The organism is Mesorhizobium sp. M7A.F.Ca.CA.004.12.1.1 (genome assembly GCF_003997835.1).
Taxonomy (GTDB): domain Bacteria; phylum Pseudomonadota; class Alphaproteobacteria; order Rhizobiales; family Rhizobiaceae; genus Mesorhizobium.
In genome coordinates, this window is sequence record NZ_RZRK01000047.1 from 1 (window position 1) to 15,165 (window position 15,165).

Sequence of the window (15,165 nt, forward strand, 5' to 3'; positions counted from 1 at the left end):
CCGCCGGTGCATCGCCCTGCGGACCGACATCCGGCACCGCCGGCAGGAACTCGGATTCGATTTCGGTGATTTTCGCCTGAATTGCCTTGCGGCGCTTGATGGCGACCTCAACGGTCACACCCGGATTGGCCTGGAGCGCGCGATCGAGCGCGGCAAAAGCCGAGCGATAGACCCTCTCGCGGAACGCGCGGTCCTCGGCATTGCCTTTCTCCAAGGCGTTCCGGATCGCTTTTTCGATCGCGTCCAAGCGGGTCCCTCTGTCTTTGCCAACCTTGCCGTGATCGTTAGCCGCAGGCGACCAATCAATCAACGGGCGAGCGGCGTATTCTGCCTCGCAGAGGTGTGCAAAGTCCATTCCGGCGCTGTTCCGGCAACAAAATCAGCATGTTTCGCCGATTTTCGCGCACAGGGAGCACACGCACCGTGCGCCGCATTCCCTTGGCGATTGATTGGCGGACAAGGCGGCGGCCGGCTTTCGAGGGTGCCACGACGCCGACGCAGGAATTGCCAAGTCGCATCTTGAATTCGCGCCCGGTTGCGTCTATCACCGCCGCATCCTGGAGGCCTTGGCTTCCTGGGCCGCTTTAGCTCAGTTGGTAGAGCACCGCATTCGTAATGCGGGGGTCGCGTGTTCGAGTCACGCAAGCGGCACCATTCCTCCTCCATTTTTGTCGTCTGTCTGCCCCTTCGCAGCTGGTGCAAAGGATTGCGGCGCCGGCCTGGCAGATCTGCCATTGTCGAGACACCGGTTTGGTGTGAAAATCATGGCCTCAGCATGGGAGGTCAAAAATGCCCAACAATTTCAAGACCGGAGACGTCGTCAGGCTGAAATCCGGAGGTCCCAGGATGACGATCAGCGATGGGGCAGCCTCGGGCATGTATCTGTGCCACTGGTTCAATCGCGAGGGCGAGGTGTGGACCCCGCAACATGCCGGGTTCAAGCCCGAACAACTGATTGCGGCCGACCAGTCGGACTAGAGTTCCTTCCATCCCGATCGAGCCGGGATGGGCACCCTCTTTTGTCCGGGCGTGAACGGATCAGCAGGCGCGACCGACGGATTTTCCGGGTCGCGGCGTTTAACGGTTGAAGCGCGATGGCGGCACAAGCCGTCTGCGTCGCGCCAACCTGGAGACGCACAGCATGATCCGCCGTTCGATATCAGTCGTTGCCTTGAGTTTGCAGCCCGTTGCGGCTTTCGCCCAGGCAACGACGCCGCCTGCACCGCCGACCGCCGCGCCACTTGCCGCGCCAGGCGCTTCGGGGACCAGGTCCGACATCACGCTGGCCAAATTCCAGAAGCGGCGCGAAAAGGCGATCATGGCGGCCGACACGGATGGCGACGGCAAGATCAGCCTGCTGGAATGGGAGGCCTTTCAGACGAAGCGCAACGTCAAGGGCGACGCCGCCAAATCCTTCGCGCGGATCGATTCCAACCATGACGGCTTCATCGATCGCGCCGAACTCGATGCATTCTTCGCCAGGCGCTTCGCCCGGCTGGACAAGAATGCCGACGGCATTTTGACGGCCGACGAACTGCCGGGCCACAAAACCGCTCCCAAGCCGAAGCAATGACCAAGAGGTCAAGCAGGGAGCAATGACCAAGAGGCAATGACGCGCGATGAATATCGGGAGTTCGCCGACTGATGGCTGCGGATCCGGACGAGGAGCTGGTTCGCCGTGTTGGCGCCGGCGAGCCGGCAGCGGTGCAAACCCTCGTCGCGCGCAAGCTGCCGCGTATCCTGGCGCTTGCCGTGCGCATGCTCGGCGATGCGGCGGAGGCCGAGGATGTCGCCCAGGAAACCTTCGTGCGGATCTGGCGCCATGCCGCGAGCTGGCGGCGCGGCAATGCGCGCTTCGACAGCTGGATCCACCGGGTGACGCTCAACCTTTGCTACGACCGGCTGCGTCGCAGGCGCGAGTGGGTGACCGGCGACCTGCCGGAGATGGTCGACCCCGCGGCACTTCCCGATGCCCCTCGCCAGGAGGAAGCGCTTCGGGTCGAACGGGCGCTGCAAGCCATAGCGCCGCGCCAGCGCGAAGCCATCGTTCTGGTCTACTATCAGGAGATGTCCAATATCGAGGCGGCAGCGACCTTGCAGATCAGCGTCGATGCCCTGGAGAGCCTGCTTGCGCGCGGCCGGCGGTCGCTGCAGGCGATCCTGGCGGGGGATGGCGCCGATGAGTAAGCACCGGGCAAGCACCAACGCACCACGGCCATTGCGCCTTGCTGGTGCCGCTTGGCGCCCGGCGCCGACGGGCAAGGGGGCGACACATGGCTGAAGGATCCAGGAACGAACCCGCAATGGATGCCAGGCGCTTTGCCGTCTTGGCCCAGGCCTATGGCGGCGACTTGCGGCGATGGCCCGAGGCTGAGCGAATGGCCGGCACGGTCTTTGCCGCGAGCGGCGCGGGCAAGGCCATCTTGAGGCAGGCCGGGACACTTGACGCGCTGCTCGACAGCTACCGCGTCGACGCCCCGGACAAGGCACTGCACGGCAGCATTCTGCAGGCTGCCGGCCGGCACCTCGTCCAGCGCCGGCGTAAGCGGTTCTGGTGGCTGGGGCTGGGACTTGCCGGCATTGGTCTGGCCGGTGCCGTGGCAGGGCTGGCCCTGGTGACCATCGTCACGCCGGAGGTCCAGCCGGACCATTATGTGCTGGATGCCAATGCGACGGCGTTTGGCGATGCCGGCCCCGCTGCCGAGAACGGTGAGGAAAGCCTATGAGCACGCGCTGGGTCCGTGGTCTGGTTATTGCTTCCGTGGTGCTGAACGTCTTTCTTGCCGGCGCATTCGTCGGCGGTGCGGTCTGGCTGAGAAATGCCAAAACAGGTGTCTCGCTGGAATCGGCCGGCCGACAACTTCCCGACCAGGATCGCAAGGCGTTCCGCGAGGCGCTGCGCCAGGTTCGCGTGCAGTCCCGTCAGATCATTCTCGATGGCCAGCAGGCCAGGCAGCAGGCAGCGGACCTGCTGCAACAGCCTGTCATGGACAAGGCCGCCGTGTCGGCGGCCCTGGAGCGGGCACGCAACGCCGACGCGACGGTTCGCACCCGGCTCGAGCAGGCCATTGTCGACTTCGCGGCGAACACATCACCCGAAAACCGGAGCGTGCTGGCACAGGCATTGCTGCGCCACATGGAACGCCGCGCTGCCGTGGCGCCGAAAAAATCGCCATGACGACCGACGGAAAATGCTCGAGACGCCGTTTAATGAAGAGAAGGGACAAGCCTGCCCGATCGCACCGTGCCGGGCGGCCATCTTCAAACTCGAATGCACTCGGAGCCCAATTATGAGTCGCCTGAAAAACTATGCAGCAGCCGCTATCCTGGCGGTCAGTGGAACTGTCGTGACCGCCACCGCGTCCAGCGCGATGCCCGTCATGTCTGTAACCCATCCGGCCGCCCCGGCATTGGTCGAGCATGTCCGCTGGGGGTGCGGCATCGGCTGGCACCCGAACCGATGGGGCCGTTGCGTGCCGAACGGCGTCGTCGTCGTGCGCCCGCACTACCATTACTGGCACGCTCCGGTCTATGGCTGGCACCCGCACCATCACTGGCGCCGCTGGCACCATAACTGATCGAAGCACGGCGGGGCCAGGCACCTGGCCCCGCGTCAGCGCCGGCGCACGGGCAATCCTGTCAGCCAGCCCGGAGTTAAGGTTAGCGCCGCTCCAATCCGTGGACGCCCGCTAGATATCTCAGCCGATTGGGTCCGGCCCCAGCGTCGCCACCGTCTTCAGCGCGCCGTCGAGCATGTCGCCCTTCTCGTCCTTCAGCGCCATCTCGCGCAGGCGGCGGATCCAGTCGGCGGCGTCGGCTCGGCCCTTGACCAGGTCGAGCGCCGACAGCACGCGGTCGAATTTCGACTGTGCCCGGACATGGGTGTCGCTGTAGCCCTTGATCAGCCGGCGGCAATTGAGGATCTCGACGGCCAGTGCGTAGTCCTGGGGCACATGGTCGAGAGCCAGCGCGTACCAGCGATCGAGATGCGCGACCTCGACCTTGTGGCGCAGCAGACTACGGCGCCAGCGGCGCAGGCCGCCGATGAACCACAAAGCGGCAAAGCCGGCAAAACTGTCGGTGCGGATGCGGCGGCCATGATTGATGCGGCGATCGAGAAGGGCGGCGAGCTTCGGGCGGTCCTCGATGTAGCTGCCCAGACCCGCCGGCAGCGTGCCGCAGAACTCCTCGATGCGCGGGTGGAAATATTCGGTCACCTGCAGGATCGAGCCGTCCTTGACGCCGACCTCGCGGCGCACACGTTTGCCGCGCGTCGAGCGCGTCTTGAGATCGGCGACGCGGATCATGTCGTCGTAGCATAGCGCGTTGGCCAGATGCTTGGCAGCAGCGATCGACAGGCCATAGCCCTGAAGCGGCCCGTCTAGCGCGACGGCCTTGTCCAACCGGTCGAGATACTCGCGCCCATAGGCGATGTCCTGATAGTCGACGACCTTTCTCAAGCCCCGAAGTGCCATGTCGCGTACGGCTACCGGCAACAGGTCGATGCGGTCAGCCAAGGCCTGCCAGCCCTGCAGCAGGTTTTGCGGGCCACTCACCTGTCCTGTGCCCAGGGCAGATTCGACAATCGCGGGCTCAGCCGGCTTCTGCGCCGGTGCTGCCGTGCCGCGCGCGCGGTCAAACGCAGCGCCGAAGGCAGCAAGGCTGGCCTTGACGCCCCGGCCGCCGGCACCGATCGCCTGTTCGTAGCTCTCGCGGGTGAAGGGCAGCGCATCGGACCCCGCTAGCGCGCCAAGCAGGCTGGCCGAGATCATCGAGCCATTGTCGGCTGCGATCTTTTCCATGTCGAAAGCGATGAAGCGCTTCGATGCGGCTTCCGCCGTCGCATGCACCTTGGAGGACGAAGCCCGGCCATCGCCCGGTTCGATCTTTTCCGACACGGCGGCGATGCGGTGCGACGAGGCAATCAGCGTGGTGCGGTCGGGCGTGACGAAGCCGCGAATGATGGCACGGCCGGCTTCCATCAATTCGGCGGCGATCAGGATGTCGACATCGCCCTGCGACGGCGACAGGGCAAAGACCGGCAGCCGGCCGGTGTCGCGGGCCATCTCGACATAATAGATGGTGGCGCCGGTACGCTGGGCGACACCGGCGACCGAGGTCGATTGCGCAACATAGCCGTTGCGCTCGGCGACATCGGTGATCCAGTCGGCGAGCACGCCACCGCCCTGGCCGCCGACCGCCAGCACGGCGAGCTTGATGACACGCTCGCTATCCTGAGCGCCGGCGCGGGCGCGAAGTGGGGGGACAGCGTCAAGCATCGGCGAAGGTCAGCCGCCGGCTTTCGCGGCGTCGCTGCAACAGGCTGATGGTGGCGCGGCGCGCGGCTTCCAGGAAACGGTCCCAGCGGCTCGGATTGTGGACGACGTCGGCGCGGTAGAAGGATGGGCAGAGCACTGCCGCATCGGCGACCTCGCCGCAATTGCCGCAGCCGACGCAGCTCTGGTCGATATGAGCGACCGGATCGTCGCGCAGCGGATCGTCTGTTGACTTGACCGACAGCGAGGGACAGCCGGACAGCCGCATGCAGGCATGGTCGCCCGTGCAGATATCCTCATCGACACCGAATTTCGGTTTCACGACACGGGTCCCGCCCTTGATCGCCTTGTCGACCAGCGGCTTTTCGCGGCGCTGCCGGTTGAGCATGCATTCGGACGAGGCGACGATGACCTTCGGCCCTTTCTCGTCCGTCGTCAGCGCCTCGCGCAGCGTGTCCTGCATCTTGGTCACGTCATAGGTGCGGTCGACATGGCGCAGCCATTTGACACCCATGCCTTTGACCGCCTCGGTGATCGGATGTTTCGTCGACTTGGTCTTGTTGCCGGCGCGGGACGAGAGGATGTCCTGCCCACCCGTGGCCGCCGAGTAAAAATTGTCGACGATGACGATGACGCCGTCGTTCTTGTTGAAAACCGCATTGCCGATCGAAGAGGTCAGGCCGTTGTGCCAGAAGCCGCCATCGCCGACGAAGGAGATCGAGCGGCGCTTGGCATCGGGCGAATTGAAGGCTGAGGCGGAGGCCGGGCCCAGGCCATAGCCCATGGTGGTGGCGCCGAGTTCGAAAGGCGGCATGATCGAGAACAAATGGCAGCCGATGTCGGATGCGATATGGTGCTTGCCGAGTTCCTGCTCGACCAGCTTGGTCGCGGCAAAGATCGGCCGTTCCGGGCAGCCTATGCAGAAGCCCGGCGGACGGCCCGGCACGACATTGATCAGGTCGGCTGCGTCGACGCCGTCACCGACCTTGTTGGGCGCGCGCACTTCGCCGGGCAGAAGATGCGGCGCATCGGCGCGCAGGAAGGCGCCGATGCCGTCAAGCATGACCTGGCCGGTGTATTCGCCGGCCATCGGCAGGTACTCCTTGCCGACCAGCCTGGTGCCGCGACCGGCCTTGTGCAGCATCGAAGCAAAGGCCTGTTCGATGTAGTTGGGCTGGCCTTCCTCGACGACCAGCACCGCCTGCTTGCCCTCGCAGAATGACAGGAACTCGTCATCGATCAGCGGATAGACGGCGTTGAGCACATAGAGCGGCACGTCGGTGTCGCCATAAATGTCGGCAAGGCCGAGCCGCTGCAGCGCGCGGATGACCGAATTGTACATGCCGCCCTGCAGGACGATGCCGACCGAACCATGATCCGAGCCGAAGAACTCGTTGATCTTGTTCTTGGCGATGAAGTCCACCGCCGCCGGCCAGCGCTTCTGCACCTTCTCCTTCTCATGCAGGAAGGACGCTGGCGGCAGCACGATGCGGCCGGTGTCGCGGCGCGGTGCGTCAAGCGCATCGGCGACAGTCATCGGCGGCCGTTTGTTGTCCTTGGCGATGAAATGGCCGTGGACGTGGCAGCAGCGGATGCGCACCTGCAGCATGACCGGCGTGTTGGAAATCTCCGACAGTTCGAAACCGTCCTCCACCGCCTTGACGATCGATGGCAGATTGGGGCGCGGGTCGAGCAGCCAGACCTGGCTTTTCATGGCGAAGGCGTGGCTGCGCTCCTGCATGATCGAGGAGCCCTCGCCGTAGTCCTCGCCGACGATGATCAGCGCGCCGCCGGTGACCCCGCCGGAGGCGAGATTGGCGAGCGCATCGGAGGCGACATTGGTGCCGACCGTCGACTTGAAGGTCGCGGCGCCACGGATCGGGTAGTGCACCGAGGCGGCCAGCATGGCGGTGGCGGTGGCTTCCGAGGCGCTGGCCTCGAAATGCACGCCGAGCTCGCCCAGGATATCCTGCGCGTCGGCCAGCACGTCCATCAGATGGCTGATCGGCGCGCCCTGATAGCCGCCGACATAGCCGACGCCGCATTGCAGCAGCGCCTTGGTGATAGCGAGGATGCCTTCGCCGGCAAACTCCTCGCCGGCGCCGAGCCGGAGTTTCTCGACTTCCTTGGCAAAAGACCGTTCGGCCATTTTTTCAATCCTTCCGTTACCGCCTGAGGCTGGCGGCGCGTAGGTCTATCTGCTTGAGCATGACCTCTTCCGAAAACCGGGATCCACTTTTCGGGGTCATGCTAGATGTCGTGCTTGCGAATGTTCTTCAGCATCTTCAAAAGCGTGGCGATGAGTGCGGAATATTCGGCGTCGTCGATGTCGTCGAACATCGCCTCGAAGGCATCGTGCATGGCCGGCCAGGCGCGGGTGAACTCGGCGCGGCCCTCATCGGTCAGGAACACATGGCGGATGCGGCTGTCGGTGACGCCCTGCTCGCGCCGTACCAGACCCTGGCCCTCCAGTGAGTCGAGCGTCCGGCTCAAGGTCGACTGCTCGATCACCGTATAGACCGAGAGGTCGTTGACGGTGATGCCGTCGGTGACCGACAGCACGGCCAGCGTGCGCACCTGCGGAATGGTCAGGCCCTGCTTGCGGAAATCGTCGCGCAAGGTGGCGTTGTAGCGGCCCATGATGCGGTTCATCAGATAGGGCGCGAATTGCTGCAGGCCGATCTGCCCCAGGGTCGAAATGCGCTGGCGCTTCTCAGTGACCTTCTCTTCCATCACAGCCTCCCCGCCAGGAGAAAGCCGGAACCGCCGCCAAGGCCGGCCCCCGGGTGGGTCGAGGCGCCGATATGGTAGAGGCCCTTGATGCCGGTCTGATGGTTGCGGCTGGTCTTGAACGGCCGCCAAAGGAAGGACTGGTCGATGGTCGAGGAACCGCCATAGGGATCGCCGCCGACCAGATTGATGTTCATCGCCTCGAGATCGGCCGGCGAATAGGCGCGCCGCGCAATGACGCTGTCCTTGAAGCCCTCGATATGGCTGGCGAGGATCGCTTCAGCGCGATCGGCATAGGCTTCGCGCAGCACATCGGTCCATTGCCCGTCCGCTGGTGCCTGCAGCTTGCCGGCGGCGTCGCCCTTGATGTGGCGAGGCGCCTCGGGTAGTTGCAGCCAGAGGACCGCCTTGCCTTCCGGGCAGCGCGACGGGTCGAGCGCATGCGGCTGGCCAACACAGATGGTCGGCACCTCCGGCAGCATACCGCGCGCCGCCTCGTTGCAGGCTTTCGAGACGTCATCCAGCCCAGGCGTCAGATGCAGCAGTGCCACCTTGTCCAGGCCTTCGCCCCGCCATGCTGGCGATTTGTCCAGGGCGTAGTGGATCTGGAAATTGCCTTTGCCATAGCGGTATTTCCGCGTCGCCTCGACATCGGCTTTGGGAGCATCCGCGCCAAGCAGCCTGCCATAGAGCTGCGTCGGGGTGACCGAGCAGATGACGCTCTTGTTGGCCGTGATTGTCTCACCCGAGGCCAGCAGCACGCCGGTTGCCCGGCCATTGCTTTGAACGATCGAAGCGACGTCGGCGCCGGTGCGGATGTCGCCGCCGCGTTCCCGGATCAAAGCCTCGAAGGCCGCCAGCAGGTTCTGCGCGCCACCCTTGACGATCGGCGCGCCCGCCGCCTCAAGCGCGAAAGCGATAACCCTGGCGATCTGGCCGGAGAACGCATCTTCAGGGCCTAATCCAGCATGCAGTACCCAGGGTGCCCACAACGCACGGATGGTTTCGGACTGGTAGGTGCTTTCGAGCCAGCCGCGCGCCGGCACGAGTGCCTCGCCGAGAAAGGCGGCAAGGCCACGCGGGCCACGGCGCCAGCCATCACCGGCCAGCAGCTTCGCTGTCGGATAGGACCACAGGCTGCCGCCGAGCAGGCCGAACAGCAGGCCGGCATTGCGCTCGATGCCGCCGACATCATCCGCGTGGCGGTCGCCCTCGCCTGCCGCGATCGCATTAAGGGCGACGACGTTGGCGGCACGGTCGGTGCTGAGCACGGCATGGCTGCCGTCCGGCCGCAGCACGCCGGTCGGCGTTCCCGTGTGGCAGAACTCCAGCCCGTGGCGCGCGAGGTCGGCGCCCAGTGCCGCAAAGGCCGGCGAGGTGATGAACAGCACGAAGGTCGTCGCCATCACGTCATGGATGAAGCCGGGCGCGGTGATCTCCTCGGTGCGCAGGCAGCCGCCGATGCGGTCGTTGCGCTCCAGGACGAGCACACGCGCCCCTTTGCCCCCGAGCATCGCCGCGCAGACCAGTGCGTTGATGCCGCTGCCGACGATGATGTGATCCGGCTGGGTCACGGCAAACGCTTTCGCTTAGCCCTTCGAAACCAGCGCCAGCGCGCGGATCGGGCTGCCGGTGCCATGTTCGATCTTGAGCGGCGCCGCGATCAGGATGGCGCCCTTCGGCGGCAGCTGGTCGAGGTTGCAGAGGCTGGCAAGACCGTAGCGGTTGGCCTTGTGCATCAGCGTGTGCGCCGGGAATGGCGGCTCCATGCCGCCGGCCTTGCCGGCATCCGTGCCGATCGTCTCCGAGCCCCAGCCCTTGATGTCCTTGCTGATCAGGAACTGGATGGCTTCGGCCGTCGGCCCCGGCGTGTGCGGCCCGGTCTCGTTGGCGTTGAGGAACTCGGCTTCCGAACCGTTGCGCTTGTACCAGTCGGTGCGCATCACCACCCATTCGCCAGCATTGATCGCGCCATGCTCGGCTTCCCAGGCCTTGATGTGGTCGACGGTGAGCAGGAAATCGGGGTCGGCGGCGGCTTCCTTCGAACAGTCGATGACATTGACCGGGCCGACGAAATTCTGCGCCGGAATGGTGTCGGTGGCGCCGTCCGGATAATCCTTGCCGCTGATCCAATGCTGCGGCGCATCGAAATGCGTGCCCGAATGCTCGCCGAGCTTCAGCCAGTTCCAGGCCCACCACGGACCGTTCTTGTCGTAACGGGAGATGTTGTGGATCTCGACCTTCGGCGTGTCGACGGCGAGTTCTGGCGGCAGCTTGATCAACGGCGTGTCCGGCCCGAGTGGCGCCGACAGGTCGACCACCTTGATGGCGCCTGAAAGAAGCTGGCCGGCGACTTCGCCGAGGAGTTTTTGGGTGTCCATGGTTTGAAGTTCCCTCTTTCGTGTGATGATCAAGGCTCGTCTCGGCCCTTAATATCCTACTAGACGAAAACATATGCATCTGCAATTATCTTTAAGCATAAAGGAAATGGGGACGAGGCGTGAGCGAGTTCGACGCCATCTTTGTCGGGGCGGGCCACAACAGTCTGGCATGCGCCGCGCATTTGGCGCTCAAAGGCTGGAAAACCGGGATTTTCGAGGGCAGTGCAACAATCGGCGGCGCCGTCCAGACACGCGAATTCACCCTTCCCGGCTTCCGCCACGATTTCGGCGCGATGAATCTGAGCCTCTTCGCCGGCTCGGCCTTCCACCGGAAATATGCAAATGAATTGAAAGCGCAGGGGCTGGAGTTCGCCCCGGTCGTCGACTGTTTCGCCAGCGCCTTCCCCGACGGACGCTGGTTCGGCGTCAGCAACGATCTGGAAAAGACCGCCGCGCGCATCGCCGCCTTCTCCGCCGCCGACGCCCAGACATGGCGCAGGCTGGTTGCCGCCTTCCCGGCTGAGGCCGAACACCTGTTCCGGCTGCTGGGATCGCCGATGCGCGCCAGCGCGCTTGCCGGCACGGCGTGGAACCTGTGGCGCAAGAAGGGCATGTCCGGGGCGCTCGATACGGGCCGGCTGCTGTTGTCCTCGCCCCGCGCCTGGCTGGAGGAGAATTTCGAGTCGCCGCATATCAGGGCAACGCTCGCCACCTGGGGCATGCATCTCGACTTCGCGCCCGACATCGCCGGCGGTGCCGTCTTCCCCTATCTGGAATCGATGGCCAACCAGAGTTTCGGCATGGTGCTGGGCAAAGGCGGCGCCGACACCATCATTAAGGCGCTGTCGGGCATGGTCACATCTGCTGGAGGCAAGATCGTCACCGGCGCCGGAGTGGCCGAGATCACGGTTTCCGCCGGCAGGGCGACCGGCGTGCGGCTTGCTTCCGGTGAGACCCATACCGCCACAAGGGCAGTCATTGCCGGCGTTGCGCCCAAGGCGCTGACTGGCAAGCTGCTGCCCAATGGTTCCGGCGACGCCGGCTTCGACTCGGCGATGCAAAAGTTCCGCCACGCACCGGGCACGATGATGATCCATCTGGCGCTGGACGATCTGCCCGACTGGCGTGCCGGAGCGGAGCTTCGGCAGTTCGCCTATGTGCATCTGTCGCCCTCGCTCGACGCCATGTCGCGCACCTATCAGCATGCGATGGCGGGCATGCTGCCGGACGAACCGGTGCTGGTCGTCGGCCAGCCGACGGCGATCGACCCATCGCGGGCGCCTCAGGGAAAGCATGTGCTGTGGGTGCAGGTGCGCATGCTGCCCGCCGAAATCCTGGGCGATGCCGCCGGCAAGATCGCACCGGACCATTGGGACAAGGTGAAGGAAGCCTACGCCGAGCGTGTCCTCGACATCATCGAGACCTATGCGCCCGGCCTGCGAAACCAGATCCTCGGCCGGGCCGTGTTTTCGCCCATCGATCTCGAGCGCGAGAACCCGAATCTCGTCGGTGGCGACCAGGTCTGCGGCAGCCATCATCTGGCGCAGAATTTCCTGTTCCGCCCGGCGCGCGGCTATGCCGGATGGAACACGCCGGTGGCCAATCTGCACCTCACCGGGGCCGCGACATGGCCGGGCGCCGGCACCGGTGCGGCGTCGGGCTTCATGCTCGCGCAACAGCTTGGCGGGAGGTAGGAGCCGAGGATTTCCTTGAGGCTACGAGGGGCAAGGCGCTGCTGCCCGAGAAGCCTGAACCAATGACCTGAAGACGCCGCGCAGAAACAAAACCAACAAGGGGAACGACCATGACAATCAACAGACGTGAATTGCTGGGATACAGCGCCGCGGCACTCGGGGCGGCCGCCGTCGGCCTGCCGCAGATCGCCAAGGCAGCGGCCGGCGAACTGACCATCGCCTACAACGTCAACTTGCCATCCTGGGATCCGACCACCGGCCCGTCGGCCGTCAACCCGACCATCCAGGGGCTTTACCAGTCGGTGTTCGACCAATTCATCCCGCAGAAGCCCGATTTGTCCTTCGCGCCTGGCCTGCTCACCGAATGGGGCTGGAACGACGACCGCACCAAGATCATGATGACGGTGCGCGAAGGCGTGACCTGGCATGACGGCTCGCCGTTCACGGCCGAGGACGTCGTCTGGTCGCTGCAGCGGGCAGGCGACGAGAAGACGGGCAACCCGATCCAGTTCGTCTGGAAGAACGTCAACAACTTCAAGATCGACGGCAACAAAATCACGGGCGACGTCGTGCAGTTCGACCCGGTCTATTTCAAATGGATGTCGTTCCTGACCGGCTACATCATGCCGAAGGCCTACTACGAGAAGGTCGGCGCCGAAGGTTTCGAGAAGGCGCCGATCGGCACCGGCCCCTACATGGTGGAAAAGTTCGAGCGCAACGCCTTCCTGCGGCTCAAGGCCAATCCGAACTATTGGGGCGGCAAGCCGGCCTTCGAGAATGTGACGATCAAGTTCGTCGCCGACGCGGCAAGCCGCGTCGCCGAGATCGAATCCGGCTCCTCGCAAGTGACGCTCGAAATTCCCTATGAGGAGTATGACCGGCTGATCGCCAAGGACGGGCTGGCCGGCTCGTGCAAGAACGTTTCCGACATCGGCATGATCTTCTTCAACGACATCGAGGCGATGCTGGACAAGAACGTCCGCCAGGCCGCCGTGATGGCCGTCGACAAGAAACTTCTGGTCGATCGCCTGCTGCGCGGCTACGGCCAGCCGATCGATACGCTGGAAACGCCGGAATACGCATCCTACGACGCGTCGATCAAGGTCGAGCACAATCCGGAAAAGGCCAAGGAATTGCTCGCCGCTTCCGGCTATTCGCCGGAAAAGCCGGTCAAGTTCACCATCCAGACGACCAAGGGCTTCAAGCCCAAGGACTATGAGATGATCCAGGCGATCGTCGGCATGTGGCGCAAGGTCGGCATCGAGGCGACGATCGAAGTCTACGAGATCGCCAAGCACTACGAACTGCGCGCCGCCGACAAGCTGGCGCCGTCCGCCTTCTACAATTGGGGCAATGCCATCGGCGATCCGACCACCTCGACCGGCTTTGCCATGTACGGCCCGAGCCCGCATTCGGTGTGGGACAGCCAGGATTTGATCGACATGATCAACCCGCTGTGGGGCGAAAAGGACGAGGCCAAGCGCATCGCCGGCTGGAAGGCTGTCGACAAATACATCGCCGAGCAGGCCTATGTGCTGCCGCTGATCCAGTATGCGCAGCCGATCGTGCATGCCAAGGGCGTCAATGTGGTGCAGCATGTGTCCGGCGCGCTGCTGCCGGCCCTGATGACCCCGGCCTGACATCGGCCTGGAATTGCCGCGCGCCGTCCATAGCGACGGCGCGCATTTCTATCCGGCATACGAGCCAACGAGCTCCTGCAAAGATTTACATGCTCCTGCAACGATTCCTGATCCGCCTTCTGACGATGCTGATCACGCTGTTCGGCGTGGCCGTCGTCGTCTTTGTCGTGATCCGCGTCGCACCCGGCGATCCGATCGCCATGATGCTGCCGCCCGGCGCGACGGATGCCGACATTGCCCGGCTGCGCGCGCTCTACGGCCTCGACAAGACCATCGTCCAGCAATTCTTCATCTGGCTGTCGGGCGTGGCCCGGGGCGATTTCGGCACTTCGATTTCGCTGCGGCAGGATGTGCTGGGTCTCGTCTTCAACCGGCTGCCGGCGACGCTGGAACTCGCCATCGTCGCGCTTGTGATGGCGGTGGCGATCGGCGGCACGACGGCGATCATCGGCGCGCGCGAACGCGGCACGGCGGTCGAGGTCGGCATCGACATCGCCAGCGGCGCGGCGCTTTCGATTCCCGATTTCCTGTGGGGCCTGGTGCTGATCCTGTTGTTCGGCGTGCTGGTGCCGATCTTCGACATTTCCGGGCGGGTGTCGCCGCAACTGGACCTGCCCTTCGTCACCCAGTTCTATCTGTTCGAGAGCCTGTTGCGCCTGCGCCTCGACCTCACCTGGGATCTGCTGAAGCACATGCTGATGCCGGCCGTGGCGCTGGCGCTGCCGCTGGCAGCAATCATCTCGCAGCTGCTGAAACAGTCGCTGAAGGAAGTGCTCGACCTCGACTACGTCGTGCTGGCACGGGTGAAGGGTTTTTCGGAAACGCAGGTCATCCTGCGCGAGGCCTTGAAGAATGCCGCTTTGCCGACGCTGACACTGGTCGGCGTGCAGTTCACCTTCCTGATCGGCGGCACCGTCATCGTCGAACGGCTGTTCTCCTATGAGGGCCTCGGCAATATGGCGATCGACGCCGTCATCAACCGCGACCTGCCGCTGATCCAGGGCATCGTGCTGGTCTTCGCGCTGCTGTTCGTGCTGATCAATCTCAGCGTCGACATGATGTATGCGCTGCTCAATCCGAGGCTGCGCCATGGATGAGGGCCGTGCTCGAAGGCGAGGTGTGTCGCCACGCCTGTGGCTGGCCGGCGGCTGGCTGCTGCTGGCGCTTCTGGCGGCAATCTTCGCGCCGCTGGTCGCGCCGCAGGATCCGCTGGCGCAGGATCTGATGCTGGAGCGGTTGCCGCCATTCTGGATGAATGGAGCCGAACCCGGCTATTGGCTCGGCACCGACAGCCTCGGCCGCGATCTGTTGTCGAGGCTGATCTTTGGCGGCCGCATCGCCTTCATCGTCGCCTTTTCCGCAGCCGTCGCTGCGTGCCTGGTCGGCTCGACGCTAGGCCTGATCGCAGGCTATTTCGGCGGTTGGGCCGACCGCATCATCTCGC

14 protein-coding genes, 1 tRNA gene and 2 pseudogenes are annotated in these 15,165 nt (G+C 64.5%); 11 read left to right on the forward strand and 6 right to left on the reverse strand.

Going from position 1 to position 15,165, the window contains the following annotated elements; genetic code table 11:
* Positions 1 to 247, reverse strand: a pseudogene (locus EN984_RS04335) (hypothetical protein); the annotation flags it as partial.
* A 331-nt stretch (positions 248 to 578) separates the two neighbouring features.
* On the opposite strand from EN984_RS04335, the gene EN984_RS04340 reads away from it, so the two are divergent.
* From EN984_RS04340 to EN984_RS04370, 7 genes are all read left to right on the forward strand, one after another.
* Positions 579 to 654 (forward strand) — tRNA-Thr (locus EN984_RS04340).
* A 135-nt stretch (positions 655 to 789) separates the two neighbouring features.
* The gene (locus EN984_RS04345; protein WP_023811455.1) at positions 790 to 978 is read left to right on the forward strand and encodes a DUF2158 domain-containing protein; all 189 of its coding nucleotides are present in this window, start codon (positions 790 to 792) and stop codon (positions 976 to 978) included.
* 163 nt (positions 979 to 1,141) lie between these two features.
* Positions 1,142 to 1,573 (forward strand): acid-shock protein, encoded by a 432-nt coding sequence (locus EN984_RS04350; protein ID WP_127383646.1) that lies wholly within the window; start codon positions 1,142 to 1,144, stop codon positions 1,571 to 1,573.
* A gap of 71 nt (positions 1,574 to 1,644) precedes the next feature.
* The gene (locus EN984_RS04355; protein ID WP_127269065.1) at positions 1,645 to 2,187 is read left to right on the forward strand and encodes an RNA polymerase sigma factor; all 543 of its coding nucleotides are present in this window, start codon (positions 1,645 to 1,647) and stop codon (positions 2,185 to 2,187) included.
* Positions 2,188 to 2,273: 86 nt separating this feature from the next.
* Positions 2,274 to 2,726, forward strand: a complete 453-nt coding sequence (locus EN984_RS04360; protein WP_127269064.1) for a hypothetical protein — start codon at positions 2,274 to 2,276, stop codon at positions 2,724 to 2,726.
* On the forward strand, positions 2,723 to 3,178 hold the full coding sequence (locus EN984_RS04365) for a periplasmic heavy metal sensor (RefSeq protein ID WP_127269063.1): 456 nt from the start codon (positions 2,723 to 2,725) through the stop codon (positions 3,176 to 3,178). The genes EN984_RS04360 and EN984_RS04365 overlap by 4 nt, the downstream gene beginning before the upstream one ends.
* Before the next feature lie 112 nt (positions 3,179 to 3,290).
* Positions 3,291 to 3,578 (forward strand): hypothetical protein, encoded by a 288-nt coding sequence (locus tag EN984_RS04370; protein WP_127269062.1) that lies wholly within the window; start codon positions 3,291 to 3,293, stop codon positions 3,576 to 3,578.
* A 120-nt stretch (positions 3,579 to 3,698) separates the two neighbouring features.
* Here EN984_RS04370 and EN984_RS04375 read toward each other — a convergent pair whose 3' ends face one another.
* The 5 genes from EN984_RS04375 to EN984_RS04395 form a co-directional block, all read right to left on the reverse strand.
* Positions 3,699 to 5,279, reverse strand: a complete 1,581-nt coding sequence (locus tag EN984_RS04375) for an indolepyruvate oxidoreductase subunit beta family protein (protein WP_127269061.1) — start codon at positions 5,277 to 5,279, stop codon at positions 3,699 to 3,701.
* Complete coding sequence (locus EN984_RS04380; RefSeq protein WP_127271584.1) at positions 5,272 to 7,425, reverse strand: indolepyruvate ferredoxin oxidoreductase subunit alpha; 2,154 nt, start codon at positions 7,423 to 7,425, stop codon at positions 5,272 to 5,274. The genes EN984_RS04375 and EN984_RS04380 overlap by 8 nt, the downstream gene beginning before the upstream one ends.
* Before the next feature lie 101 nt (positions 7,426 to 7,526).
* A complete protein-coding gene (locus EN984_RS04385; protein WP_127270494.1) occupies positions 7,527 to 8,009 on the reverse strand; it encodes a MarR family transcriptional regulator in 483 nt (160 codons plus the stop codon).
* A complete protein-coding gene (locus tag EN984_RS04390; protein WP_127271586.1) occupies positions 8,009 to 9,580 on the reverse strand; it encodes an NAD(P)/FAD-dependent oxidoreductase in 1,572 nt (523 codons plus the stop codon). The genes EN984_RS04385 and EN984_RS04390 overlap by 1 nt, the downstream gene beginning before the upstream one ends.
* A gap of 15 nt (positions 9,581 to 9,595) precedes the next feature.
* Positions 9,596 to 10,387: a cyclase family protein gene (locus tag EN984_RS04395; protein WP_127271588.1), complete on the reverse strand. Its 792-nt coding sequence runs from the start codon at positions 10,385 to 10,387 to the stop codon at positions 9,596 to 9,598.
* A gap of 119 nt (positions 10,388 to 10,506) precedes the next feature.
* Between EN984_RS04395 and EN984_RS04400 the strand changes: the two genes are divergently transcribed.
* The 4 genes and pseudogenes from EN984_RS04400 to EN984_RS04415 form a co-directional block, all read left to right on the forward strand.
* A complete protein-coding gene (locus EN984_RS04400; RefSeq protein WP_127271274.1) occupies positions 10,507 to 12,081 on the forward strand; it encodes an NAD(P)/FAD-dependent oxidoreductase in 1,575 nt (524 codons plus the stop codon).
* Between the two features lie 110 nt (positions 12,082 to 12,191).
* A complete protein-coding gene (locus tag EN984_RS04405; RefSeq protein ID WP_127272536.1) occupies positions 12,192 to 13,721 on the forward strand; it encodes an ABC transporter substrate-binding protein in 1,530 nt (509 codons plus the stop codon).
* Positions 13,722 to 13,810: 89 nt separating this feature from the next.
* Complete coding sequence (locus EN984_RS04410) at positions 13,811 to 14,818, forward strand: ABC transporter permease (RefSeq protein ID WP_127269246.1); 1,008 nt, start codon at positions 13,811 to 13,813, stop codon at positions 14,816 to 14,818.
* A pseudogene (locus EN984_RS04415) lies at positions 14,811 to 15,165 on the forward strand (ABC transporter permease); the annotation flags it as partial. The gene EN984_RS04410 and the pseudogene EN984_RS04415, both read left to right, overlap by 8 nt.